Raw genomic sequence first — 22,257 nt, forward strand, 5'->3', positions numbered from 1 at the left:
CAGAGTGCACTAGGCGCTGTTCCGTCCCTAACCTATTTTGAGTGCCATTCGATTCGCGAACGCGCGCGATGAAAAAAAATCATTGTCCGCGTGGGCATCGTCCGATGTGGACTGAGCGCCGCGCAACGGCTGCCGTTACCTTTTGACAGGAATGCATGGTGCCTGCCTGACAGGCTTATTTCGATTTTGCTGTACGCCAATGGCCGAAGACAACGCCGTCTATCCGGAGAGTACCCGAAGCCAGGTCGACGATGCCCTGCAGGGATTTTCGACCGATGAGCTTCGTGACCTCCTGACAGAGATCGAGCAGTTCTTGAGTCCTGAAGCTAAGCCGCGCCGACCAGGACTGCGACTGGCGGGAGGCACGGACATGAACGGGTCCATCGCGCGCGCAAACAGTGATCGCTGCCCGGATCCGCTCAAGTGCCCGGACGTCCCGGACAACATCAGATCAATCCCCAACAAGCGGTTGCCTGAGGAAGAAAGCAGGTTCGGCCGCCGAAGGGAGCAAGTTGCGTTTGCCGAAGCCAAGGCCGCAACCTGCCGGGCTTGGGCAGATCGTCAAAGGCGTCTGACGGAATCGTTTGCCCCCGGATCGGTTGATCGAGAACTGGCCGAAAGGCTGCTCGCCGATTTCGAAGCGCTCGCACGGTTCATTGACGGATTCTGTCGCCGGATGCGCCTCACGCCGAACCAATAGCCGGCTTTAAGAGCATCCTGGTTGGGGCCACCGAGGGCTTGCAGAGGCGTCCCGGCCGATTTATGATCATAAAATGGATAAATCGGCTTTACCGTCCCTGGATCCGTCGCGGCGCGCCTCGATCAAGCGCAAGCGCTCGGACGCGGTCGCCGACCTGATCCGCAGCCACATCTTCCAGGCCGGCTTGCAGCCGAACGACCGGCTGCCGCAGGAGGTTGAGCTGATCGAGATGTTCGGGTGCAGCCGCTCGACCATCCGCGAGGCGCTCAAATCGCTGGAGGTGCAGGGGCTGGTGCAGAACAGCACCGGGCCCGGCGGCGGCGCGCGGGTGGCGCCGGTGTCGATCAACCGGATCGTCGGCCTGCTCAGCAACTACTTCTATTTCCAGTCGATCTCTACGGCGCAGATTTACCAGATCCGCCGCCTGATCGAGCCGGAGCTCGCCTTCAGCGTGGTCGGCCACCTCACGGCGGCGCATTTCGCGGCGCTCGACAAGGCGATCGCGGTTCAGGAGCATCATCCCGGCGGCATTGCGGACTGGGAGCACCACCGCCACGCCGAGATCGATTTCCACGACATCCTGATCGAGGCCTGTCCCAATCCGCTGCTCGGTTTGGTCGCCCGCTTCGTCAACGAGGCGATCCGGCATCTGATCGGCAAGCTCGGCGTGCAGGAATTCGCATCCAGCTTCACCTGCGAGAACATCGAGTTTCACAAGCGCCTGATGGCCGCGTTCCGCTCCGGCAATGCCGCGCGCGCCCGGCGCGTGATGCTCGATCATGTGCTGAGCGCCGAAGCCGTGGTGGTTCCCGCGGAGGACCGGCGCATGGATCTGCCCGTCTTTCACCAGCCGTTGCGGCTCGACTGAACGGCATCGGCTGACAGTTGCATACGCGTTGGAGGAAACAACAATGGTCACGCGGCGCGAGAATGAGTTGTGGAGCTGGTCGGCCGTCGATCTGGCGCGTGCGATCGCGACGCGTGCGATCTCGAGCCGGGACGCCGTGCAATCGAGCCTCGACCGGATCGCGCAGGTCAATCCGGCGTTGAACGCCGTTGTCGCTGATCTGGCCGATGAAGCGGTGGCCGCTGCGGATGCGGCGGATGCAGCGGTGAAATCAGGCGCCGAGCTCGGCGTGCTGCATGGTGTGCCGGTCACGAGCAAGGTCAATGTCGATCAGCGCGGCCACGCCACCACCAACGGCGTCGTCGCCTTCCGCGACGTGATCGCAACCGACGACAGCCCGGTGGTCGCGAATTTCCGCAAGGCGGGCGCCGTCATTGTCGGCCGCACCAACACACCAGCCTTCTCGCACCGCTGGTTCACCAACAACGATCTGCACGGCGCGACCTATAATCCGTGGAGCCGCCGGTTGACGCCGGGTGGTTCCAGCGGTGGCGCCGCGTCCGCCGTTGCTTCCGGAATGGGCGCGATCGCGCATGGCAATGATTTCGGCGGCTCGATCCGCTATCCCGCTTACGCCTGCGGCGTTGCCGGCCTGCGTCCGACACCGGGACGAATTCCCTCGTTCAATCCGTCGGCGACATCAGATCGTCCGATCACGGCGCAGATGATGTCGGTGCAGGGGCCGCTCGCGCGCTCGATCGCCGATCTGCGCACGGGCCTCGCCGCGATGGCGCAGGCCGACGCGCGCGACGGCACATGGCTGCCGGTGCCCTTGCAGGGTGAGCCGCTCAAGCGTCCGGTCGGCGTTGCGATCGCGCCCGTGCCGTTCGGCGACGAGGCGCCGGAAGTCAGCGCAGCGGTGCGCGCCGCCGGACGCTGGCTCGCCGAGGCCGGCTTTGCGGTGGAGGAGACCCTGCCGCCGCGCCTCGCGGAGGCCGCCGATCTCTGGCATCGCCTCGTCATCAATGAGGAGCGGCGCGTGCTGGCGCCGATGATCCGCAAGTTCGGCGACGATCGGAGCCGTTACAATCTCGACTGCCATATTGCGTATGCGCCCGAGCTCGACGGCGATCAGGTGCTGGCCTGCTTCGAGCAGCGCCTCTCGATCGTGCGGGCCTGGCAGCTGTTCCAGGAACGTTGCCCCGTCATCATCCTGCCGGTCTCGGCGCAACTGCCGTTCCGCTTCGATCAGGATCAGGAGGACGCAACGGTGGTGCGCGCGCTGCTCGATGCGCAGCGGCCGCTGCTTGCGGTCCCCGCGCTGGGCTTTCCGTCGGTCGTGGTGCCGACGGGCACCGCCGACGGCGTGCCGGTCGGCGTCCAGGTGATCGCCGGCCGCTTCCGCGAGGATGTCTGCCTCGCCGTCGCCGAGGTGATCGAGGCGCGTGCGTCGACGCTGACGCCGATCGACCCGCGCGACTGAAGGCACGCGGTTTCGAAACCAACAACAAACACTGAGCATCATGGGAGAGCACAACGTGACGAATGCACCGATCTGGCAATGGTCCGCCGTAGACACGGCGGCGGCCATCAAGAACAACGAAGTGACGTCGGAGCAAGTGGTTCGCGCCCATCTCGACCGCAAGCAGGAGGCCAACCCGGCGCTCAACGCCGTCGTCGTCGATCTCGGCGACGCTGCGCTGAAGGCGGCCAAGGCCGCCGACGAGGCGCTGGCGGCGAGCAAAGCGAAGGGCGGCGCGGTTGGACCGCTGCACGGCGTGCCGGTCACGATCAAGATCAACATCGACGTCGAAGGCCAGGCCAATTCGAACGGCGTGGTCGCCTTCAAGGACAATATCGCACCGGGCGACTCGCCGGTGACGGCCAATCTCAAGAAGGCCGGCGCCATCATCATCGGCCTGACCAATACGCCGGAATTCTCGCTGCGCGGCTTCACCGACAACCAGCTGCACGGCCTGACGCGCAATCCCTGGAACGCGGACGTAACCTGCGGCGGATCCTCGGGCGGCGCCGGCGCGTCGATCGCGGCCGGCATCGGCACCATCGCGCATGGCAATGACATCGGCGGCTCGCTGCGCTGGCCGGCGCATTGCAACGGCATCGCCACCATCAAGCCGACCCAGGGCCGGATTCCGGCGTTCAATCCCAGCGCCACCGCGGAACGGCCGCTGATGGCGCAGTTCATGTCGTCGCAGGGACCGCTGGCGCGCCACGTCGCCGACGTGCGCCTCGGCCTCGAGGTGATGGCGCAGCGCGACCCGCGCGATCCCTGGTATGTGCCGGCGCCATTGACGGGGCCGAAGCCTGCCGCACCGGTCAGGGTCGCGCTCGCCAAGATCCCCGAGGACATGGTGACCGATCGCGGCGTGATCGCGCTTCAGCGCAAGGCGGCCGATCATCTTGCCGATGCGGGCTACGCGGTCAGCGAGGTCGAGGTGCCCGATCTCAACAAGGTCTGGCAGCTCTGGTGCGACCTGATCATGACCGAGACCCGCATCCTGCAGCAGGACCAGATGCTGGCGACCTCCAGCGCCGACTTCCAGAAGACGTTCCACGGCTTCATGGCGCTGGCCAACCCGCTCGACCAGGCCGGCTACATGAAGGCGATCGCCGAGCGGTCTCGCCACATCAGGAACTGGATGGTGTTCCTCGAACAATATCCGCTGGTGCTGATGCCGACCTCGGTGCGCAAGACGCCGGAGGTCAATGCCGATCTCGGCGGCGACCAGCGCGTCAAGGAGTTGTTCTGGAACGACCTGCGCTTCATCTCGTCGATGAACGTGCTGGGGCTGCCGGCGGCCGTGGTGCCGGTCGGGCTGCATGAAGGGTTACCGGTCGGCGTCCAGATCGTCGGCTCGCGCTATCGCGAGGACATGTGTCTCGATGCGGCCGAGGCGATCGAGCGCAAGGTCGGCGTTCTGACAAGACAATTGTGGGAGCGGCGCTGAGGCGATCTCGAAACCATCCAGCACTGCAAGGCACGCCGCGGCGAAATCTCGTCGCGGCGTTCGCATGAGTGTCGGCGCCACGTTCCTCCACCCGGAATTTGTGCGCGGAATCGCAGAGCGCCATGCCGGCCACGGGGTTGTCGGCGATCCCTGATTCCTTCAGGAGTTCGTCCGAACCATCCGAACCTTTGGGAACGAAATGTCCATCACGAAACGCTCGCCTGTCCTGATCGCAATTGCCGCCGCGTGTCTCTCCTTTGCCGCCGGCGCTGCTCGCGCGGAGGACGGCGTCCTGCGGGTCGGAATCATCACCGACATGAGCGGGCAATATTCCGATGGCAACGGCCCTGGGTCGGTGATCGCGGCGCAAATGGCCGCGGAGGAAATCGGCGGCACGGTCGGCGGACGCAAGATCGAGATCATCTCGGCGGATCACCAGAACAAGCCTGACGTCGCGACCGGCATCGTGCGTAACTGGATCGACAACAAGGGTGTCGACGTGATCGCCGAAGGCGTCAATTCCGCGGTGGCGCTCGCGATCCAGACCGTGACGCGCGAACGCAAGAAGCTGTTCCTGATCTCGGGCTCCGGCTCATCCGATCTCACCGGCAAGCAATGCTCGCCGACCAGCGTGCAGTGGACCTACGACACTTACGCGTCCTCGAACGCGACGGCGAAGGCCGTGGTTGCGCGCGGCGGCACGCCCTGGTTCTTCCTCACCGCCGACTATGCGTTCGGCCAGGCGCTGGAGCGCGACGCCAGCAAGGCCGTGACGTCGGCCGGCGGCAAGGTGCTGGGCGCGGTCCGCCATCCGTTCGACACCGCCGATTTCTCGTCCTTCCTGCTGCAGGCGCAGTCGTCCGGCGCAAAAATCCTGGCGCTAGCCAATGCCGGCTCCGACTTCCGCAACGCGGTGTCGCAGGCCGACGAGTTCAACATCCGCGCCAGCATGCAACTCGTCGCGTTGCAGGTGACGCTCACCGATGTGCCGGCGCTGGGCCTGGCGCATGCGCATGATCTGCTGTTCACCGATTCCTTCTATTGGGATCGTACGCCCGAGACCCGCGTCTTCGCCCAGGAGTTCTTCAAGCGGCACGGCGCGATGCCGACGGCCTACCAGGCCGGCGTCAACTCGGCGCTGCGACACTATTTCAAGGCGGTCGCCGCCACCAACTCGGCGGATTCGGAAACCGTGATCGCGCAGATGCGCAAGACCCCGGTCAATGATTTCTTTGCCCAGAACGGCGTGGTGCGCGAGGACGGCCGCATGGTGCACGACATGTATCTGATGCGGATCAAGAAGCCGGAAGAGTCCAAGGGCAAGTGGGATCTCTACGAATATCTCGCGACGGTGCCGGGCGACCAGGCCTTCCGTCCGCTCGCTGAAGGCGGTTGCCCCTACATCGCCAAGGCGCATTAAGGGCGCGAGACGTGGTCCGTAGGGTGGGTTAGCGAAGCGTAACCCACCATTCTCGCGATACGCCGTCGGCGGGTTACACCTTCGGCTAACCCGCCATACGATTCCATACGTCATTCCGGGGCGCGCCTCATGCCGCGAGAATGCGGATGCGTGACTCACGGGCGGCGCCACACACTCGCCTTCGCCGGGACGACAGCGGAGGATGTGGCGCGATATCGACTCTGGCTTTCGCCGGGACGACGGCTGTGATGAAATCGAGCAGTTCGCGCATACCCTCCATCGCGAACCGTCATCGCGACGACCGCATCCATCATCCAGCAGAGGCACCATGACCAACACCATCGAGGCTCCCGACGGCGGCTACCGCTTCATGCCCGGCGTCAGTCAGTATTCCTGCGGCGTCGGTGCGCTACCCGGCTATGCCATCGAGCGCGTGAGGTTCTCCGAACTGGTACCCTTGAGCGCGGGTTTTGAGCGGATTGCGGATATCATCAGAGGCGCGGGCCGTCCGCTGACCGCATTCGCTGCCTGCGAGCTGCGCTCGCCGGCGCCGTTCACCGAGGACGGGTTCAAGGCCTTCAACGAAATCTACATCAAGACGCTGATCGCCTGGGGCGTGATGCGCGATGGCGTCAATCCGGTGGCGCGCAGCAATGTCTGTCCAAAGCTCGATCCGCCCACCGAGCCGAGCTTCCACGCCTTCTGCTACACGGTGCCGGCGGCGAAGGATGCGCCGACGAGTTTCGTCGTGGCCGGCAGCGGCGAGTCGGTCGAGGGCAAGGCTAATTATCGCGATCATACAGTCGCGCTCGGCGATACCAGCCCGGCCGGCATCCTGGCGAAGGCGATATTCGTGCTTGGCGAGATGGAACGCCGGATGAGCGCGTTCGGTGGTTCCTGGCGCGACACTACCGCGGTGCAGCTCTATACCGTCCACGATGTCTATCCGGTGCTCGAAAGCGAGCTCGGCCGCCGTGGCGCGCTTCGCAACGGCCTGACCTGGCATTTCGACCGGCCGCCGGTGGTCGGACTCGACTTCGAGATGGATTGCCGGCGCGTGCATCGCGAGCGCGTGGTGTGATGCATCGGTTGCGTGACGCATCAAAAGCGCGTGTGGGTCCGCGTGGAATCGTGCGCCGTTCCTTGACACGGGTCGCGTCAACCGTTTCCCTTCGCCATCGAAATCAGCGGCTGGGTGGACGCGGGTGCAGAACGAATCTGTGATCAGGCGGCGGGATTTGCTGGCGCTGATCGGGACCATCGCCGGCAGTTCGGCGATGTATCAGGCGATGACGAGCCTCGGCTTCGCATCCGAGTCCGCCTACAAGGGGCCGCTCAAGCTCACCGGCGACGTGAAGGGCGCTTCGGTGCTGATTCTCGGTGCGGGGCTTGCCGGCATGACGGCGGCGCTGGAACTGCGCAAGGCCGGCTACAAGGTCCAGATCCTCGAATTCAACAACCGCGCCGGCGGCCGCAACTGGTCGATCCGCGGTGGCGACAGTTTTACCGAGCTCGGCGGCTTCAAGCAGACCTGCCAGTTCGAGCAGGGGCTCTACCTCAATCCCGGTCCGTGGCGGATTCCCTATCATCACCGTGCGCTGCTCGATTACTGTCGCCGGCTCAACGTGACGCTGGAACCCTTCATCCAGCTCAACCACAATGCCTATCTGCACGCGACACGTGCATTCGACGGCAAGCCGCAGCGCTTTCGCAGCATCAAGGCGGATTTCCAGGGCGGCGTGTCGGAGCTGCTCGCGAAAGTCAGCCAGCAGGGCAGGCTCGACGAGTTCGTCAGCAAGGAAGACCAGGAGATCCTGCTGCAGGCGCTGCGCGACTGGGGCGCGCTGGATCGCGACTACAAGTACAATGCCAATCTGCGCTCCGCCGACGTCCGCGGCTATGCGCGCGATCCCGGCGGCGGCTTGATGGGCGATCCGCTGCCGAGCGATCCGATCTCGCTCCAGGAACTGCTGCGCTCGCGGATGTGGCGCTACGTCCAGAGCTTTGCGCACTATGATTTCCAGACCACCATGTTCCAGCCGGTCGGCGGCATGGACATGATCGGCAAGGCGTTCGCGCACGAGGTGGGCGATCTTATCCGCTATAACGCCAAGGTGACGCAGATCCAGCAGAACGGCTCGGGCGTCACCGTGAGCTTTGTCGACACCGCCAGTCCCTCCGCGGTGCAGCAGGCGACCGCCGACTGGTGCATCTGCACCATTCCGCTGCCGATCCTGAGCCAGCTGTCGATCGAGGTCGGCGGGCCGATGAAGAATGCGATCGATTCCCTGCCCTACGCCGCCTCGGTGAAGGTCGGGCTGCAGTTCAAGCGGCGGTTCTGGGAAGAAGATGAGGCGATCTATGGCGGCATCAGCTACACCGACCTGCCGATCCGGAATATCGGCTATCCGAACTATGGCTTCAACCGCGGCGGCCGCGGCGTCCTGCTCGGCGCCTATCTGTATGAGGGAGCCAATTCCTTCGAGTTCACGGCGATGACGCCGGCCGAGCGGGTCGCCAGCGCGGTCGAGTTCGGCGCCAAGATCCATCCGCAGTACAAAAGCGAGTTCGAGAACGGCGTTGCGGTGGCGTGGCATCGGGTGCCGTTCACGCTCGGCTGCGCCGGCGAATGGACCGAAGCCGGGCGGGCGCAGCATTACCGCAATCTCTGCCAGATCGACGGCCGCATCGCGCTGGCGGGCGAGCACGCTTCGCAGCTGCCGGCCTGGCAGGAGGGCGCAATCCTGTCCGCCCTTGACGCCATCACCCGATTGCACGAACGCGTGGTGAAGACATGATGGTGCGGGCAGGACAATCTGTCATCGCGGTGCTGGCACTGCTGTCGGCGACCGCGGCCCTTGGGCAGGACAGCGGGGTGACCAAGCGCACCTTCTCGTCAGGCTACCGTTTCGTGGAGATGACCGGCGAGGAGCTGTTCCGCAATGTCTGCCAGGGCTGCCACATGCCGGATGCGATGGGGGCGAGCGGCGCCGGCAGCTATCCCGCGCTTGCCGGCAACAAGAATCTCGAAGCCGGCAGCTATCCGATCTACCTCGTCATCAACGGCCGCCGCGGCATGCCGGCGTTCGGCGACATGATGACCGATGGTCAGGTCGCCGCCGTTGTGAATTATCTGCGGACGCACTTCGGCAACAATTATCAGGACGCGGTGACGACCAAGGACGTCCAGGACGCCCGCCGCTAACCATTTTGGAGAGAGTTCGATGAAATTCATCGGTATCGTGTTGGGCGCCGCGTTGTCGGCGATGGCGACCGCTGCCTCGGCTGACGTGGTCAGGCATCCGATTCCCAACTCGACCTTCCCGATCGCGCAGGCCGTGACCGTCACCGGAAACACCACGACGGTCTATGTCAGCGGGCAGGTGCCGCCGGTCGCCAACAAGGATGCCGATCCGTCGAGCCCGCAGGCCTATGGCGACACCAAGACCCAGACTGTCGGCGTGCTCAACCGCATCAAGGCCATTCTGGAGGGCCAGGGGCTTGGCATGGGCGACGTCGTCAAGATGCAGGTGTTCCTGGTGCACAGCACGGCTGCGCCGATGGACTTCAAGGCCTTCATGGAGGGCTACACCCAGTTCTTCGGCGGCAGCCAGCCGAACCTGCCGGCGCGCTCGGTGGTCGGCGTCGCCGCGCTCGCCAACCCCGGCTTCCTGGTCGAGATCGAGGTGATTGCGGCCAAGGACACTAAATAAGGACTCCAAATAGCGTGCGCGAAAGCGCGGAGCATGCGCGCGGAAATTGAAGGGCTCGCCGTCTTGCCAAAGCGCGTGCCGCCTGTCTGAATTCATCCCCAATCAGGTGGTGGAATTCTGGGAGAGCACGATGTCGCACAAGGCCCGAAACATGGTTCGATCGCTGCAGCTCGCAGTGGCGTTCGCTCCGGTCCTGCTTGCGTCCGGCGCCGGCGCGCAGGGCCTGACCGAGCAGCAGCAATTTGCCCGCGGCATCTACCAGGAGCTGGTTGAGATCAATACGACCACTGCGACCGGCGATACCCAGAAGGCCGCGGAGGCGATGGGCGCGCGGCTGCGCGCGGCGGGCTTCCCCGAGAGTGACGTGCACGTGTTCTCGCCGGCCCCGCACAAGGGCAATCTGGTGGCGCGGCTGCACGGCTCCGGCGCGCGCAAGCCGATCCTCTTGGTCGCCCATATCGACGTCGTTCCCGCCAACCGCGAGGACTGGTCGGTCGATCCGTTCAAGCTCACCGAGCAGGACGGCTATTTCTATGGCCGCGGCTCGGGCGACGACAAATACATGGCGTCGGCCTTCATCACCAACCTGATCCGCTACAAGAAGGAGGGCTACAAGCCCGACCGCGACATCATCGTCGCGCTCGAGACCGACGAAGAGATCCTCGATGCCAACGGTCTCGGCATGCAGTGGCTGATCAAGAACCACCGCGACCTGATCGACGCCGAGTTCGCGCTCAACGAAGGCGGTGGCGTCGGCCTGAAGAACGGCAAGGCGATCCGCAACAGCGTGCAGACCAGCGAGAAGGTCTCGATCGGCTACCTGCTCACCGTGAAGGACCGCGGTGGCCATAGCTCGCTGCCGCGCAAGGACAATGCGATCTATCGGCTCGCCGAAGGCCTGGTGCGGCTCTCCAAATACGACTTCCCGATGAATCTCAACGAGACCACGCGGATCTACTTCACCAAGACCGCTGAGGTCGACAAGTCGCATGCCGACGATATCAAGGCGATCCTGGCGCCGCAGCCTGACCCGGCGGCGCTGGCGCGATTGTCGGAGAATCCCGGCTATAACGCGCAGCTCCGCACCACCTGTGTCGCGACCATGCTGGAGGGCGGCCACGCCATCAATGCGCTGCCGCAGCTGGCAACCGCCAAGGTGAACTGCCGGATCCTGCCCGGCGAGCCGGTCGAAGGCGTTCAGGCGACGATCGAGCGCGTGCTCGCCGACAAGCAGATCGAGGTGACCCCGACCGGCAAGGCCGTGTTGAGCCCGCCGTCACCCTTGAACGAGGAGATCATGGGATCGGTCGAGAAGCTGTCGAAGGAGTTCTGGCCGAATGCCGAAATCGTCCCCGTGATGAGCACCGGCGCCACCGACGGCAGCTATCTGCGCAATGCCGGGATTCCGACCTATGGTCATTCCGGGCTGGGATCCGATGTCGATGACAACCGGGCTCACGGCAAGGACGAGCGCGTGCTCGTCAAATCGTTCTACGAAGGCGAGGAGTACCTCTATCGCCTGGTCAAGATGCTCGCCGGCGGGAAATGATGGCTGACAGCAAGACAAAGATGCGTGTTGCGGTCGCCGGCCTCGGCGCGATCGGCACCGACGTCGTCAAGGCGCTCGATCAGGGCATCGAAGGGCTGACCTTGGTTGCGGTGTCGGCGAACAGCCCGGACAAGCACCGCGGCTGGGTCGAAGGTCTCAAGTCTGCGCCGAAGCTGGTGCCGATCGATGAGCTTGCCGACGTCGCGGACATCGTGGTCGAGTGCGCGCCGAGCAGGCTGGTGCGCTCGATCGTGGCGCCGGTGGTCGAGCGCGGCAAGACCGCGGTCGTGCTCAGCGTCGGCGCGCTGTTGCAGAATGAGGACCTGGTCGACCTCGCCAAAGCGCATGGCGGCCAGATCATCGTGCCGACCGGCGCGCTGATCGGGCTCGATGCCGTGACCGCGGCCGCGGTCGGAACCATCCATTCGGCAAGGCTGGTGTCGCGAAAGCCGATCGCGGGCCTCGTCGGCGCGCCGCATCTGGTCGAGAACAACATCCAGATCGAGGGCATCACCGAGCCGCTGCGCATCTTCGAGGGCAGCGCGCGCGACGCCGCAAAGGGCTTTCCGGCCAATCTCAACGTCGCGGTGGCGCTGTCGCTCGCCGGCATCGGCCCCGACCGCACAAGGGTCGAGATCTGGGCGGATCCGACGGTGACGCGCAACGTCCACCGCATCGAGGTCGATTCCGATTCAGCGCGGTTCTCGATGATGATCGAGAACATCCCCTCGGAGAATCCGAAGACCGGCCGCATCACGGCGCTGTCGGTGATCGCCTGCCTGCGCAAGCTGCGCGCGTCGTTGCGGATCGGGACGTGATGAAGATCGGGCCCGACGACCTCTTGCTGATCATCGACGTGCAGAACGATTTCTGCCCGGGCGGCGCGCTGGCGGTCGCCGATGGCGTTGCCGTCGTGCCGGTGGTCAACCGGCTTGCGGCGCGCTTCGACCATGTCGTGCTGACCCAGGACTGGCATCCGGCGGGCCACAGCTCGTTTGCGACCTCGCATCCGGGCGCGACGGCGTTCTCTTCGATCACCATGCCGTATGGACCGCAGATGTTGTGGCCGGATCATTGCATCCAGGGCACGGCCGGCGCCGCGTTTCATCCCGAGCTCGTAACCGACCGGGCCGAGCTTGTGGTCCGCAAGGGGTTCCGCGGCGCGATCGACTCGTATTCGGCGTTCTTCGAGAACGACCGGATAACCCCGACCGGGCTCGCCGGTTATCTGCGCGAGCGTGGCCTCAGGCGCGTCGTGATGGCCGGGCTCGCGACGGATTTTTGTGTGCAGTATTCGGCGCTCGATGCGCGGCGGCTCGGTTTGGAGACCACGGTCGTGCTGTCGGGCTGCCGTGCCATCGATCTCGGCGGCTCGCTTGCCTCTGCCACCGCGGCGATGTGCGAGGCCGGTGTCTCGCTTGTTGAGGAGATCCCCTGAACGCGGCCAAGCCAGGGCAAAAACCATTGTTTTGACTGACCTTTTGTTCTAATCCCCAGCCGTTGATGATCACGCAGCGGAGCTTTCGTGTCGGGACAGGTTTTGCGGATAGGGACGCGCAAGAGCGCGATGGCGCTGGCGCAGACGGACGAGGTCGCGCGGCTGCTGCGCGCCTCGGCGCCGGACCTTACCGTCGACATCGTCAAGTTCGAGACCCGCGGCGACCAGGACCAGACCAGCAAGCTGTTGCGTCACGGCGGCAAGGGCGGCGCCTTCGTCGCCGAGATCCGCGAAGCCATGCGATCGGGCACGCTACAGGCGGCGATGCATTCGCTCAAGGACGTGCCGGGCAATGAGGAAACGCCGGGTCTCGTCCTCGCGGCGATGCTGGCGCGCGATGCCGCCAATGACAGCCTCGTGCTGCGGCCAGGCCTGACGCTGGATGCGTTTCGCGCCGCGCGCGGCAAGGGCTTCATGATCGGCACCAACGCCGTGCGCCGCGCCGCCTATCTGCGGAGGCTGTTTCCGGAGGCGACGGTCATTCATTTCCGCGGCGCTGCCGACACGCGAATTGCAAAACTCGATCGCGGTGCCAAGCAGCGGCTGCCGGATGGCGGCGAGGTGGGGCCGGCGGATGCGCTGGTGATGGCGCGTTCCGGCCTGGAGCGCATCGGCATGACCGCGCGCATCGCGCATGATTTCTCCGTCGACGAGATGCTGCCGGCGGTTGGCCAGGGCATCGTCGCGGTCGAATGCGTCGAGACCGATTGGGCGACGCGGGCGCGGCTTGCTGGTATCGACAATGCGCAGTCGCGGCTTGCCGCCGAGGCCGAGCGCGAGGTGCTGTGGGTGCTGAACGGCCACTGCAACTCGCCGATCGCCGGCCACGCCACGCTCGCTGGAAACGAGCTGACGCTGCGTGCCTCCGTGCTCGACGAGGCCGGGGCCGGCTTCATCGAGGTGACGCGGCGCGGACCGGCCGACCGGCCGCGCGAACTCGGCCGCGCCGTCGGCATGGAGCTGCTCGCGAAGGGCGCCGCCGAGATCATCGCCCGAACCCGGGTGGACGAATAGCGATATCTATCCCACGTCGTCCCGGCGAAAGCCGGGACCCATAACCACGAATGTTGGTTGTGGCACGATGCTGGGACCGCAGCTCGCTTGAACAACTACTGACGGTGGTTATGGGTCCCGGCTTTCGCCGGGACGACACCGGTGTGGGGGGCCTAATCCCGATCAGCCTGCAACGGCCAGCTGCCGATGATGCGGAAGCGCGATGCCGGGTCGGCTTGCCTGAACAGCGCGATGCGGTCGATCGCGAGTGTTGTGAGGCCGATCGCCGCGAACCGCTCGCGCAGCCGCGCCACGATCGGGCCGCGCCGCTCGTCGCTCAGCCGTCCGGTCAGGGTCATGTGGAAGCGGAATTCCTCCATGACGTAAGGATAGCCCCAGCGGTCGAGATAGTCGCGCTGCCGCTCCGTGAGCCGTTCGGGCTTGCGCCGCGCGCGATCTTGCGGCATCAGCGGCGCACGGAACGCGTCGAATTCGGTGACGCAATCGGTGGCGAGCTGTTGCAGCTTATCCGAGCGGCGCGCCGGAATCACGGCGATGAAGCCGCTGATGGCATCGACAACAGGTTCGATCACCGGAATGCGCCGCGCGCGGCCGGCGAACGCGGCGCAGGCGTCAAGCAGCTCGGCCTCGCTCCTGCCATCGGCGAGCGCGGTCGGCGCCTTCAGCGTGGCATGAAAACCGTATTTGCGCGGGTCCTCGGTCACCTCGCGCCAGTCGGGCGCAACGCCATCGGGAAACCGCAAATCGTCGCCTGACACGGCATCGTAGCCGAGCAGTGTCGAACCGAAGCGGTGCAGGACGCTGTCGGGTGACGGCGCAAAATAGATCGCGTAGCGCGGAGTGTTGGCCATGGCGGCAGAATAGGTCCTGACTATGCTGCCGCAACCGTCTTGCGCGGTGCGAGCGAATGAACGAGGCAGCTCGCATCCGCCAGATGCACCAGCCGTCCGGCTGCGATCACGGCGACGATGCGCGGCCGCAGCGGCACCTTGTCGTCGACGACGATGATGTCGGCGCGGCGGCCCGCAGCGAGCACCCCGCGATCGGCAAGCCCTGCCGCGCGTGCCGGCGCCGACGAGATCAGGTCCCAGGCTTTGGAGAGCGGCAGGATGCCATCGGCGGCGAGGCGGAACGCGGCGAGCAGTTGTGCCGGATAATAGTAGTCCGACGCCAGCACCGAGCAGAGGCCCTGTGCGATCATGTCGGATGCCTTGGTCCAGCCGGTGTGGCTGCCGCCGCGCACCACATTGGGCGCGCCGAATATGATGAAGTCGCCGGCGGCGGCGGCATCGCGCGCGGTCTCCTCGTTGACCGGGAATTCAGCGATCGTGGCGCCGAGCGCGCGAAACTCCTGGCGCATCGCCGGGCTGTTGTCGTCATGCGAGAGCATGCGAATGTTGGCCGCGCGTGAAGCCGCAGACAGCCGCGCGATCGAGGCCGGCACCTCGGGACGGCGCGCCACGATCCGATCGAGCATGTCGTTGACGGCTTCGATGGAGAGCCCGGTGCGTTCGGCGAGCTGGTTGCGCTTCTTCGGCTTGACGTTGCTGTGGTCATTGAAGGCGAACAGGTCGATGCGGCCTTCGCTGAGCCATTGAATGATCTCGGCCTCGGCCTCGAGATTGTGGGTTTCGTGGCGCAGATGGAAGCGGGTATCGGCGGCGAGCTGCGGCCGCAGCGCCTCGATCGCATCGAGCAGCTTGCGTGCATTCTCCGCGCTGCGTAGACCGGGCTCCCACGACCAGGTCGTACCATGGAACACGGTGGTGATGCCGTTGGCGATCGCCTGCCGGTCGCTGTCGATTAGCGCGACGTCGGTCGGGAAATCGACGCTGGGGCGCGGCATCATCTGCCGCTCGAACGCGTCGCCGTGCAGATCGATGATGCCGGGCAGCACCAAGAGGCCGCCGGCATTGATGTGGAGCGCGGCGCGGCCTTGTTCAGCGTCGAGCGCGCCGATGTCGCGGCCTGCGGTCCGCAGCGAGGTCTCGATCAAGGCACGATCAACCAGCGTGCGTCCGCCTTCAATGAAAATGTCCGTCACCTTACGGCGCTCCGTTGCTTGTTCTGTGATTGGGATACGGCCTCGGCCTCATACTTGTCGAGGAATTCCTCGACCGCGAGCTTGCGGAAGTCGGGCAGGACACGACGAAGTGTTTCGTGATCCCAATCCCACCACGCAAGCGCTGTGAGGCGATCCGCTGTTGTCTCGGAGAAGCGCCGCTTGACCGGACGCGCCGGATTACCGGCAACGATGGTGTAGGCGGGCACATCCTTGGTCACGATCGCGCCGGCGGCAACCACGGCGCCGGTTCCGACGTTGCGGCCCGGCAGCAGGATCGCGCCATGACCGATCCAGACGTCATGGCCGATATGCACGTGATGCGCACGTCGCCAGTTGAAGAAATCGGTGTCGTCGCTCTCGTCGGGAAAATAGGCGCTGGCGCGGTAGGTGAAATGTGCCTGCGTCGCGCGATGCATCGGGTGGTTGCCGGGATTGATGCGGGTCATTGCCGCGATCGAGCAGAACTTGCCGATCGAGGTGTAGGTGATCTGGCTGTCGTTCACGACGTAGGAATAGTCATCCATGCTGACTTCAAGCAGGATCGTGCGTGCGCCGACCTCGGTATATTTGCCGAGCTTGCTCTCGCGCACCGACGCAGTCGGGTCCATCGTCGGCACAACCGAGAGTGTTTTTCCGGCCATCGGGGCCTCCGCAAATCTTGTAAATCTTTGGCTTCCGGGGAGATGCGCGCTCGTCATCGGGATGCTTGATGACAACATCATGACGCTGCGATGACGTCAAACGGACGACAAGGGAGGGGTGTGGACGATCGCCGCACTGCAACGCCACGTCACATAACTGTCAAGCACCGGGGATAGCGATGGCCCAACACGACGCGGTTGGAGCATTGCATGCTGGTGGTGGAAGGTCTGACGTGCCGGTTCGGCACAAAAGCCGCAGTCGATAACGCATCCTTTTCGATCGCGCCGGGCAGCTTTGTCGGCGTGATCGGCCGCTCCGGTGCCGGCAAGTCGACGTTGCTGCGGATGATCAACCGTCTCGCCGATCCGACCTCCGGCCGTATCCTGTTCGAAGGCACCGATGTCACCGCGCTGCGCGGCAAGGCGCTGCGGCAGTGGCGGGCGCGCTCGGCGATGATCTTCCAGCAGTTCAATCTCGTCGGCCGTCTCGACGTGCTGACCAATGTGCTGATGGGCCGGCTTGCCCAGATCCCGTCATGGCGTTCGCTGGCGCAAGTCTGGCCGGAGCAGGACAGGGCGCTCGCGCTGTCCGCGCTCGATCAGTTCGACATCGCCCAGCTCGCGGCGCAGCGCGCCGACCAGCTGTCCGGCGGCCAGCAGCAGCGAGTCGCGATTGCTCGCGCGCTGGTGCAGGAGCCCGACATCATTCTTGCGGACGAGCCGATCGCCTCGCTCGATCCGCGCAACACCAAGATCGTGATGGACGCGCTGCTGCGCATCAACAAGCATTTCGGCATCACGGTGCTCTGCAACCTGCACTCGCTCGATCTGGCGCGGACCTATTGCGACCGCCTGATCGGCATGGCGGCAGGACGCGTGGTGTTCGACGGCGCCCCCGTAGCGCTGACCGACCATATCGCCCGCGAACTCTACGACCTCGAGGCCAATGATGTCATGGGCGGCGCGCCAATGCCCGCGCCGGACGGCGCGACCGTTCCGGCGCTCGGCACCGCTGCCGCAGCCTGAGCGGCGCGCATCTTCCAATCTGCGAGGCCGGGCGTCTTGCCCGGCCAACAGGTATAACTGCAAAAGAGGGGTAGTCATGTTCACTCGTCGCATCATTCTGGCCGGCGCCGCCGCACTGGCGTTCACGGGCTCGGCATTCGCGCAGGACTGGAAAGCAAAATATCCCGAGCTCACCTTCGCGGTGGTGCCGGCCGAGAACGCCTCCGGCGTGACCGAGCGCTGGACGCCGTTCGTGGCCTATCTGTCGAAGGAACTCGGCGTGAAGGTCACGCTTCGCATTGCCAACGACTACGCGGCCGTTATCGAGGGTCAGCGCGCCGGCAACATCCAGATCGCCAGCTACGGCTCGGCTTCGTTCGCGCGGGCCCGCTTGACCGGCGTCAAGACCGATGCCTTCGCCAACGACATCAACGCTGACGGTTCGACCGGCTATTACTCTGTATTCTTCGTCAAGGCGTCGAGCCCGTACAAGAGCGTCGACGATCTGAAGGGCAAGAACCTCGGCCTGGTCGATCCGAACTCGACCTCCGGCAACAACGTGCCGCGCTTCGAGCTCGACAAGATGGGCATCGCCGACGCCGACACCTATTTCGGCAAGGTCGTGTTCACCGGCAGCCACGAGAATGCGGTCCTCGCGCTGGCGCAGGGCACCGTCGACATGGCCGCCAACCAGTGGACCAGCGACGATGATTCTACGCTCGCTCAAATGCTGACCAAGGGCATGCTGAAGAACGCCGACGGTTCGGCGATGAAGAAGGACGACTTCCGCATCATCCACAAGTCGGCGCCGATCATCAACGGGCCGTACGCCTACAACGCCGATCTTCCGGAAGACCTGAAGGCTGCGATCGCAAAGGCCTTCTTCGACGCTCCGACCAAGGACAAGGCGGCTTTCGAGCGTCTCTCCGACGGCCAGAAGAAGGGCTTCCATCCCGCCACCACCAAGGACTGGGATGGCACCGTCGAGCTGATCAAGTTCGTCGACAATCTGCGCAAGAAGAAGGCGAGCTGATCGCCTGACGTCACGAAGGCCGGGCTCGATCGCCCGGCCTTCTCTCCTCTCAACTCCGAACCGGACTGGCACGCGCCGATGGCGACCGCCGTATCCATTCTTCCGGCGCAGCAACTGGCCACGCTGGAAGACGCCTACCGCAGGTCCGTGGCGCGCAAACGGCTGAAAGCCGCGCTGGCGACGGCGATATTCTGCGCGGCGCTGCTGATCGCGGCGTTCGGCGCGGAGGTGAACCTGCGCACGCTGTTCACCTATTTCGGCAACTTCGTCAGCTATTTCGACCGCATCCTGACGCTCGAATCGGGCGCCCGGGTCTGGACCGATTTTCCCGAATGGTTCTGGGGCTGGCAGAAATGGCTGAAGATGCTCGGCGAGACGATCCTGATCAGCTATGTCGGCACGCTGACTGGTGCTGTGTTTGCGTTTGCGCTGAATTTCTTCGCCGCCCAGAACACCTCGCCGGGGCCGTGGGTGCGCTTTGTCATCCGTCGCCTGCTCGAATTCGCCCGCACCGTGCCGGGCATCGTGTTCGCGCTGATCTTCGTGATCGCATTCGGCCTCGGGCCGATGGCCGGCGTGCTGGCGATCGCGATCCACACCACCGGGGCGCTAGGCAAGCTGTTCGCCGAGATCGTCGAGAATGCCGACATGAAGCCGGTCGAGGGCATCCGTTCCACCGGCGCGAGCTGGCTGTCCTGCATGCGCTTTGCCGTGTTGCCGCAGGTCTCGGCGGGCTACGCCAGCTATGCGCTGCTGCGCTTCGAGATCAACGTCCGCGAGGCGTCGGTGATGGGCTTCGTCGGCGCCGGCGGCATCGGGCAGGAGCTCGTGGTCGCGATCCGCAAGTTCTACTATTCCGACGTCAGCGCCATTCTCGTCACCGTCATCGTCACCGTCTTCATCATCGACATCTCGACCGGCTGGTTGCGTGGCCGGCTGTTCGGCAAGGAGACCCGGCGATGAGCCAGCTGCCGAAGCCGGACACCGCGGACTTGCGTGCGAAATATCCCGGCGTATTCGAGCGCCCGGCGTCGGCGCGGCTGGCGCTGCCGGCGATGATCGCTGTGGCGGTCGGGATCTTCGTCTACGGCGTGGTCGATCTCGATTTTTCGCCGACGAGGCTGATCACGGGGATGAGCCAACTCGGCTGGATCACCATGATGATGGTCCCGCCGAATCCCGGCGCATCCTTCCCGCTCTACATGCAGGCGCTCGGCGAGACGCTGTCGATCGCGCTGCTCGGCACCACGCTCGCGGCGCTCTTTGCGCTGCCGGTCAGCCTGCTGGCGGCGCGCAACGTCATTCCCTCGAACCTGATCCGCTTTCCGGTGCGCCGCTTCTTGGATTCGATCCGTGGCGTCGATACGCTGATCTGGGCGCTGGTCTGGATCAACGTCGTCGGCCTCGGCCCGTTCGCCGGCGTGCTGGCGATCATGGTCTCCGACTTCGGCGCGTTCGGAAAGCTGTTCTCGGAGGCGATCGAGGCGGCGGATCGCAAGCAGGTCGAGGGCATCCGCGCCTCCGGCGGCAACGCGCTGCATGAAATCCGCTTCGGCCTGCTGCCGCAGGTGCTGCCGGTGATCGCCGGCCAGCTGCTCTACTTCATCGAGTCGAACACCCGTTCGGCCACCATCATCGGCATCGTCGGCGCCGGCGGCATCGGGCTACAGCTCGCCGAGCAGATCCGCGTGCTGGAATGGCAAAAGGTGTCGTTCCTGATCCTGATGATCCTGATCGCGGTCGCCGCGATCGACTTCATCTCGAGCAAGCTGCGCTTTGCCATCATCGGGCAACGGGCGGTGGTGTAGCTTGCCGAACGCTAATCCTTCTCCCCTTGTGGGAGAAGTTGGTGCGAAAGCGGTGCACCGTCAGTGTGGCGGCACGCTCAGCTATTCTCGACGAGAAACTCGACGCGCTCGGCGGCAAAGCGCGAGCGCTTGGTCACCAGTGGGCGGTCCAGCATGTCGACGTCGGTGGCGTCGACCACCAGCACCGGCCGCCCCAGCGGCAGATCGAGCCGTGCAGCGTCGGTCGCATCGGCAATCGCCGCGGTAATTCGGGTCGAGGCGCGGCGGTAGTCCCTCACGCCGTAATGCCCGAGCAGCTTGGTCATCGAGCGAACATCGGCGAATACGCTGCCGGCATCGGGAAACCGCTCGGCCGACAGCCAGGTAGTCGAAACACAGATCGGCGTCCGGTCGGCGAGCCGCACCGCCTCGATCCGGATCAGCGGCGCACCGATCTTCAGGCCGAGCTCGCGCGCGATCTCGCGATTGGCGACGTCGCTGCCTGCATCGATCAGTTGGCCGCGCGGCTCGTGGCCGCCGGCGCCGACGATCTCGGAGAATCGCGTGCGTGAGCGTAGCGGATAGGCAAGGCGCTGAGCTTCGACATAGGTGCCGCTGCCGCGCTCGGCGCGCACCAGGCCGCGCTCCGCCAATGCGGCGAGCGCCCGCCGCACCGTGTGGCGGTTGACCCGGTAAGTCTCGGCGATCTCCATCTCGCCGGGCAGCTTTTCGCCCGCAGCAAAGCGGCCGTCGGCGATGCCGCGCTCGATGCCGTCAGCGACTTGCCGCCACAAGGCGACGCCAGAACTTTCCTGCATGCTCATGGCGCGGTGATACCAGAAATCTTCGGTTTGTCACGAAACAGTCATGGCGCTCGGCTATCAAGTTGTCTATTATCATAGACAACTTGATGCAAGCAAGGTTGCCCATGAATCCGACCATGAGTTCGACCGGACCAGACAGCAAACAGGCCCAGCGCAAGGCCGCGATGACGGTGCTGGCGCACTCCGCTGCGGCCGACATCGCAGGCAGGCTGGCGGCGATCGCGGTGCCCAGCCATGAGAACCTGCGCGAGCCGGAGAACGGCCTCGTGATGATGCGCGGGCGGATCGGCGGTGACGGTGCGCCATTCAATCTCGGCGAGGCGACGGTGTCGCGCGCGGCGGTGCGGCTTGTGACCGGTGAGGTCGGCTTCGGCTACACGCTCGGCCGCGACGCGCACAAGGCGCAAATGATCGCACTGTGCGACGCCATGGTGCAATCCGCGGAGCTGTCCGCCGAGGTCGAAGCGAAGGTGATCGCGCCGCTGCGTGTCGCCATGAATGCCGAACGCACCCGCAAGGCCGCCGAGACCGCGGCGACGCGGGTTGATTTCTATACGATGGTGCGCGGTGAGGGGTGATGCAATGACGACGATTGCCGAAATGCCCGCAGGCTTCGCCGACAAGGTGCTGTCGGCACAATCCACGTTTCGCTCCGTGATGGATGCGATGGCGCGCCCGGGCAGCGTGCAGCGCGTCGCCGCTGATGTCGGAACGCCCGCCGGCATGATGCGCGGCTCGGCTGCGATCGCGCTGACGCTGTTCGATCACGACACGCCGATCTGGCTCGATGCCGCGATGTCGGCAACGCCGGATGTCGCGCGCTGGCTGAAGTTTCACGCCAGCGCGCCGGTGGTCGTGGATTCCGCGATCGCAAGCTTTGCGCTGATCGGCGACGCCGCGAACCTGCCGGCGCTCGAGCATTTCGCGTTCGGCAGCAACGAATATCCTGACCGCTCGACCACGCTGATCCTGCAGGTCGACAGCCTGACCCAGGGCCCGGCCTTCGAGCTGAAGGGGCCCGGCATCGACGGCAGCGCGCTGTTACAGGCGATGATCAAGCCGCGCGACCTGTTCCAGCGGCTGTCGATCAATGAAGCGCTGTTCCCGCGCGGCATCGACGTCGTGCTGGTCCACGACGACAATATTGTCGCGATCCCGCGCACCACGCGGCTGATCGCAAGCGGAGTGTGAG

At 65.2% G+C, this 22,257-nt stretch carries 23 protein-coding genes; 19 read left to right on the forward strand and 4 right to left on the reverse strand.

The window, feature by feature from the left end; all coding sequences use genetic code 11:
• Positions 1-199 precede the first annotated feature (199 nt).
• The 13 genes from ACE103_RS11605 to hemC all read left to right on the forward strand — a co-directional run bounded on the left by ACE103_RS11605 (position 200) and on the right by hemC (position 13,710).
• The gene (locus tag ACE103_RS11605; RefSeq protein ID WP_223969911.1) at positions 200-700 is read left to right on the forward strand and encodes a hypothetical protein; all 501 of its coding nucleotides are present in this window, start codon (positions 200-202) and stop codon (positions 698-700) included.
• Between the two features lie 73 nt (positions 701-773).
• Complete coding sequence (locus ACE103_RS11610) at positions 774-1,568, forward strand: FadR/GntR family transcriptional regulator (RefSeq protein ID WP_375779522.1); 795 nt, start codon at positions 774-776, stop codon at positions 1,566-1,568.
• A gap of 43 nt (positions 1,569-1,611) precedes the next feature.
• Positions 1,612-3,030, forward strand: a complete 1,419-nt coding sequence (locus tag ACE103_RS11615) for an amidase family protein (protein ID WP_375779523.1) — start codon at positions 1,612-1,614, stop codon at positions 3,028-3,030.
• Between the two features lie 40 nt (positions 3,031-3,070).
• Positions 3,071-4,516 (forward strand): amidase family protein, encoded by a 1,446-nt coding sequence (locus tag ACE103_RS11620; protein WP_375779524.1) that lies wholly within the window; start codon positions 3,071-3,073, stop codon positions 4,514-4,516.
• A gap of 199 nt (positions 4,517-4,715) precedes the next feature.
• On the forward strand, positions 4,716-5,936 hold the full coding sequence (locus ACE103_RS11625; protein ID WP_375779525.1) for an ABC transporter substrate-binding protein: 1,221 nt from the start codon (positions 4,716-4,718) through the stop codon (positions 5,934-5,936).
• A gap of 328 nt (positions 5,937-6,264) precedes the next feature.
• Positions 6,265-7,017, forward strand: a complete 753-nt coding sequence (locus ACE103_RS11630; RefSeq protein ID WP_375779526.1) for a hypothetical protein — start codon at positions 6,265-6,267, stop codon at positions 7,015-7,017.
• 124 nt (positions 7,018-7,141) lie between these two features.
• Complete coding sequence (locus tag ACE103_RS11635; protein WP_375779527.1) at positions 7,142-8,734, forward strand: NAD(P)/FAD-dependent oxidoreductase; 1,593 nt, start codon at positions 7,142-7,144, stop codon at positions 8,732-8,734.
• Entirely contained in the window at positions 8,731-9,141 is a 411-nt protein-coding gene (locus ACE103_RS11640; protein ID WP_375779528.1) for a c-type cytochrome, read from the forward strand. The genes ACE103_RS11635 and ACE103_RS11640 overlap by 4 nt, the downstream gene beginning before the upstream one ends.
• A gap of 19 nt (positions 9,142-9,160) precedes the next feature.
• A complete protein-coding gene (locus tag ACE103_RS11645) occupies positions 9,161-9,649 on the forward strand; it encodes a Rid family hydrolase (protein WP_375779529.1) in 489 nt (162 codons plus the stop codon).
• Positions 9,650-9,779: 130 nt separating this feature from the next.
• Positions 9,780-11,198, forward strand: coding sequence for a M20/M25/M40 family metallo-hydrolase (locus tag ACE103_RS11650; RefSeq protein WP_375779530.1), 1,419 nt, complete (start codon positions 9,780-9,782; stop codon positions 11,196-11,198).
• Positions 11,198-12,016: an aspartate dehydrogenase gene (locus tag ACE103_RS11655; RefSeq protein WP_375779531.1), complete on the forward strand. Its 819-nt coding sequence runs from the start codon at positions 11,198-11,200 to the stop codon at positions 12,014-12,016. Before ACE103_RS11650 ends, ACE103_RS11655 begins: the two co-directional genes overlap by 1 nt.
• Positions 12,016-12,636, forward strand: a complete 621-nt coding sequence (gene pncA, locus ACE103_RS11660; RefSeq protein WP_375779532.1) for a bifunctional nicotinamidase/pyrazinamidase — start codon at positions 12,016-12,018, stop codon at positions 12,634-12,636. Before ACE103_RS11655 ends, pncA begins: the two co-directional genes overlap by 1 nt.
• Before the next feature lie 129 nt (positions 12,637-12,765).
• The gene (gene hemC / locus ACE103_RS11665; RefSeq protein WP_375781093.1) at positions 12,766-13,710 is read left to right on the forward strand and encodes a hydroxymethylbilane synthase; all 945 of its coding nucleotides are present in this window, start codon (positions 12,766-12,768) and stop codon (positions 13,708-13,710) included.
• A 152-nt stretch (positions 13,711-13,862) separates the two neighbouring features.
• On the opposite strand, the gene ACE103_RS11670 is transcribed toward hemC, so the two are convergent.
• Genes ACE103_RS11670 through ACE103_RS11680 form a run of 3 tightly spaced genes read right to left on the reverse strand, consistent with a single transcriptional unit; the run spans position 13,863 to position 16,416 of the window.
• On the reverse strand, positions 13,863-14,561 hold the full coding sequence (locus tag ACE103_RS11670) for a DUF1045 domain-containing protein (RefSeq protein WP_375779533.1): 699 nt from the start codon (positions 14,559-14,561) through the stop codon (positions 13,863-13,865).
• 20 nt (positions 14,562-14,581) lie between these two features.
• Positions 14,582-15,754: an alpha-D-ribose 1-methylphosphonate 5-triphosphate diphosphatase gene (locus ACE103_RS11675; RefSeq protein WP_375779534.1), complete on the reverse strand. Its 1,173-nt coding sequence runs from the start codon at positions 15,752-15,754 to the stop codon at positions 14,582-14,584.
• Complete coding sequence (locus tag ACE103_RS11680; RefSeq protein WP_375779535.1) at positions 15,751-16,416, reverse strand: chloramphenicol acetyltransferase; 666 nt, start codon at positions 16,414-16,416, stop codon at positions 15,751-15,753. The genes ACE103_RS11675 and ACE103_RS11680 overlap by 4 nt, the downstream gene beginning before the upstream one ends.
• 210 nt (positions 16,417-16,626) lie before the next feature.
• Here ACE103_RS11680 and phnC point away from each other — a divergent pair, with 210 nt between their 5' ends.
• From phnC to phnE (ACE103_RS11700), 4 genes are all read left to right on the forward strand, one after another.
• The gene (gene phnC / locus ACE103_RS11685; RefSeq protein WP_375779536.1) at positions 16,627-17,442 is read left to right on the forward strand and encodes a phosphonate ABC transporter ATP-binding protein; all 816 of its coding nucleotides are present in this window, start codon (positions 16,627-16,629) and stop codon (positions 17,440-17,442) included.
• 76 nt (positions 17,443-17,518) lie between these two features.
• Positions 17,519-18,454, forward strand: a complete 936-nt coding sequence (gene phnD, locus ACE103_RS11690) for a phosphonate ABC transporter substrate-binding protein (RefSeq protein WP_375779537.1) — start codon at positions 17,519-17,521, stop codon at positions 18,452-18,454.
• Between the two features lie 78 nt (positions 18,455-18,532).
• Entirely contained in the window at positions 18,533-19,417 is an 885-nt protein-coding gene (phnE, locus tag ACE103_RS11695; RefSeq protein WP_375779538.1) for a phosphonate ABC transporter, permease protein PhnE, read from the forward strand.
• Positions 19,414-20,262, forward strand: a complete 849-nt coding sequence (phnE, locus tag ACE103_RS11700; RefSeq protein ID WP_375779539.1) for a phosphonate ABC transporter, permease protein PhnE — start codon at positions 19,414-19,416, stop codon at positions 20,260-20,262. Before phnE (ACE103_RS11695) ends, phnE (ACE103_RS11700) begins: the two co-directional genes overlap by 4 nt.
• 77 nt (positions 20,263-20,339) lie before the next feature.
• On the opposite strand, the gene phnF is transcribed toward phnE (ACE103_RS11700), so the two are convergent.
• Positions 20,340-21,065 carry a phosphonate metabolism transcriptional regulator PhnF gene (phnF, locus tag ACE103_RS11705; RefSeq protein WP_375779540.1) on the reverse strand — a complete coding sequence of 242 codons (726 nt, stop codon included), beginning with the start codon at positions 21,063-21,065 and terminating at the stop codon, positions 20,340-20,342.
• Positions 21,066-21,181: 116 nt separating this feature from the next.
• Here phnF and phnG point away from each other — a divergent pair, with 116 nt between their 5' ends.
• Together phnG and phnH are read left to right on the forward strand one after the other, a co-directional pair.
• Positions 21,182-21,643, forward strand: a complete 462-nt coding sequence (gene phnG, locus ACE103_RS11710; protein ID WP_375779541.1) for a phosphonate C-P lyase system protein PhnG — start codon at positions 21,182-21,184, stop codon at positions 21,641-21,643.
• Positions 21,644-21,647: 4 nt separating this feature from the next.
• Positions 21,648-22,256, forward strand: a complete 609-nt coding sequence (phnH, locus tag ACE103_RS11715) for a phosphonate C-P lyase system protein PhnH (protein WP_375779542.1) — start codon at positions 21,648-21,650, stop codon at positions 22,254-22,256.
• Position 22,257 lies beyond the last annotated feature (1 nt).

Source organism: Bradyrhizobium sp. ma5 (genome assembly GCF_042258955.1).
GTDB lineage: Bacteria > Pseudomonadota > Alphaproteobacteria > Rhizobiales > Xanthobacteraceae > Bradyrhizobium.

Coding starts and splice junctions, on each gene's coding strand:
- phnE (WP_375779539.1), top strand. CDS start 19,414: ATGAGCCAGCTGCCGAAGCCGGACACCGCGGACTTGCGTGCGAAATAT.
- phnC (WP_375779536.1), top strand. CDS start 16,627: ATGCTGGTGGTGGAAGGTCTGACGTGCCGGTTCGGCACAAAAGCCGCA.
- ACE103_RS11680 (WP_375779535.1), bottom strand. CDS start 16,416: ATGGCCGGAAAAACACTCTCGGTTGTGCCGACGATGGACCCGACTGCG.
- ACE103_RS11625 (WP_375779525.1), top strand. CDS start 4,716: ATGTCCATCACGAAACGCTCGCCTGTCCTGATCGCAATTGCCGCCGCG.
- ACE103_RS11630 (WP_375779526.1), top strand. CDS start 6,265: ATGACCAACACCATCGAGGCTCCCGACGGCGGCTACCGCTTCATGCCC.
- phnF (WP_375779540.1), bottom strand. CDS start 21,065: ATGAGCATGCAGGAAAGTTCTGGCGTCGCCTTGTGGCGGCAAGTCGCT.
- ACE103_RS11670 (WP_375779533.1), bottom strand. CDS start 14,561: ATGGCCAACACTCCGCGCTACGCGATCTATTTTGCGCCGTCACCCGAC.
- ACE103_RS11605 (WP_223969911.1), top strand. CDS start 200: ATGGCCGAAGACAACGCCGTCTATCCGGAGAGTACCCGAAGCCAGGTC.
- pncA (WP_375779532.1), top strand. CDS start 12,016: ATGAAGATCGGGCCCGACGACCTCTTGCTGATCATCGACGTGCAGAAC.
- ACE103_RS11640 (WP_375779528.1), top strand. CDS start 8,731: ATGATGGTGCGGGCAGGACAATCTGTCATCGCGGTGCTGGCACTGCTG.
- ACE103_RS11610 (WP_375779522.1), top strand. CDS start 774: ATGGATAAATCGGCTTTACCGTCCCTGGATCCGTCGCGGCGCGCCTCG.
- ACE103_RS11645 (WP_375779529.1), top strand. CDS start 9,161: ATGAAATTCATCGGTATCGTGTTGGGCGCCGCGTTGTCGGCGATGGCG.
- ACE103_RS11650 (WP_375779530.1), top strand. CDS start 9,780: ATGTCGCACAAGGCCCGAAACATGGTTCGATCGCTGCAGCTCGCAGTG.
- hemC (WP_375781093.1), top strand. CDS start 12,766: ATGGCGCTGGCGCAGACGGACGAGGTCGCGCGGCTGCTGCGCGCCTCG.
- ACE103_RS11615 (WP_375779523.1), top strand. CDS start 1,612: ATGGTCACGCGGCGCGAGAATGAGTTGTGGAGCTGGTCGGCCGTCGAT.
- phnD (WP_375779537.1), top strand. CDS start 17,519: ATGTTCACTCGTCGCATCATTCTGGCCGGCGCCGCCGCACTGGCGTTC.
- phnH (WP_375779542.1), top strand. CDS start 21,648: ATGACGACGATTGCCGAAATGCCCGCAGGCTTCGCCGACAAGGTGCTG.
- phnG (WP_375779541.1), top strand. CDS start 21,182: ATGAGTTCGACCGGACCAGACAGCAAACAGGCCCAGCGCAAGGCCGCG.
- ACE103_RS11620 (WP_375779524.1), top strand. CDS start 3,071: ATGGGAGAGCACAACGTGACGAATGCACCGATCTGGCAATGGTCCGCC.
- ACE103_RS11655 (WP_375779531.1), top strand. CDS start 11,198: ATGGCTGACAGCAAGACAAAGATGCGTGTTGCGGTCGCCGGCCTCGGC.
- phnE (WP_375779538.1), top strand. CDS start 18,533: ATGGCGACCGCCGTATCCATTCTTCCGGCGCAGCAACTGGCCACGCTG.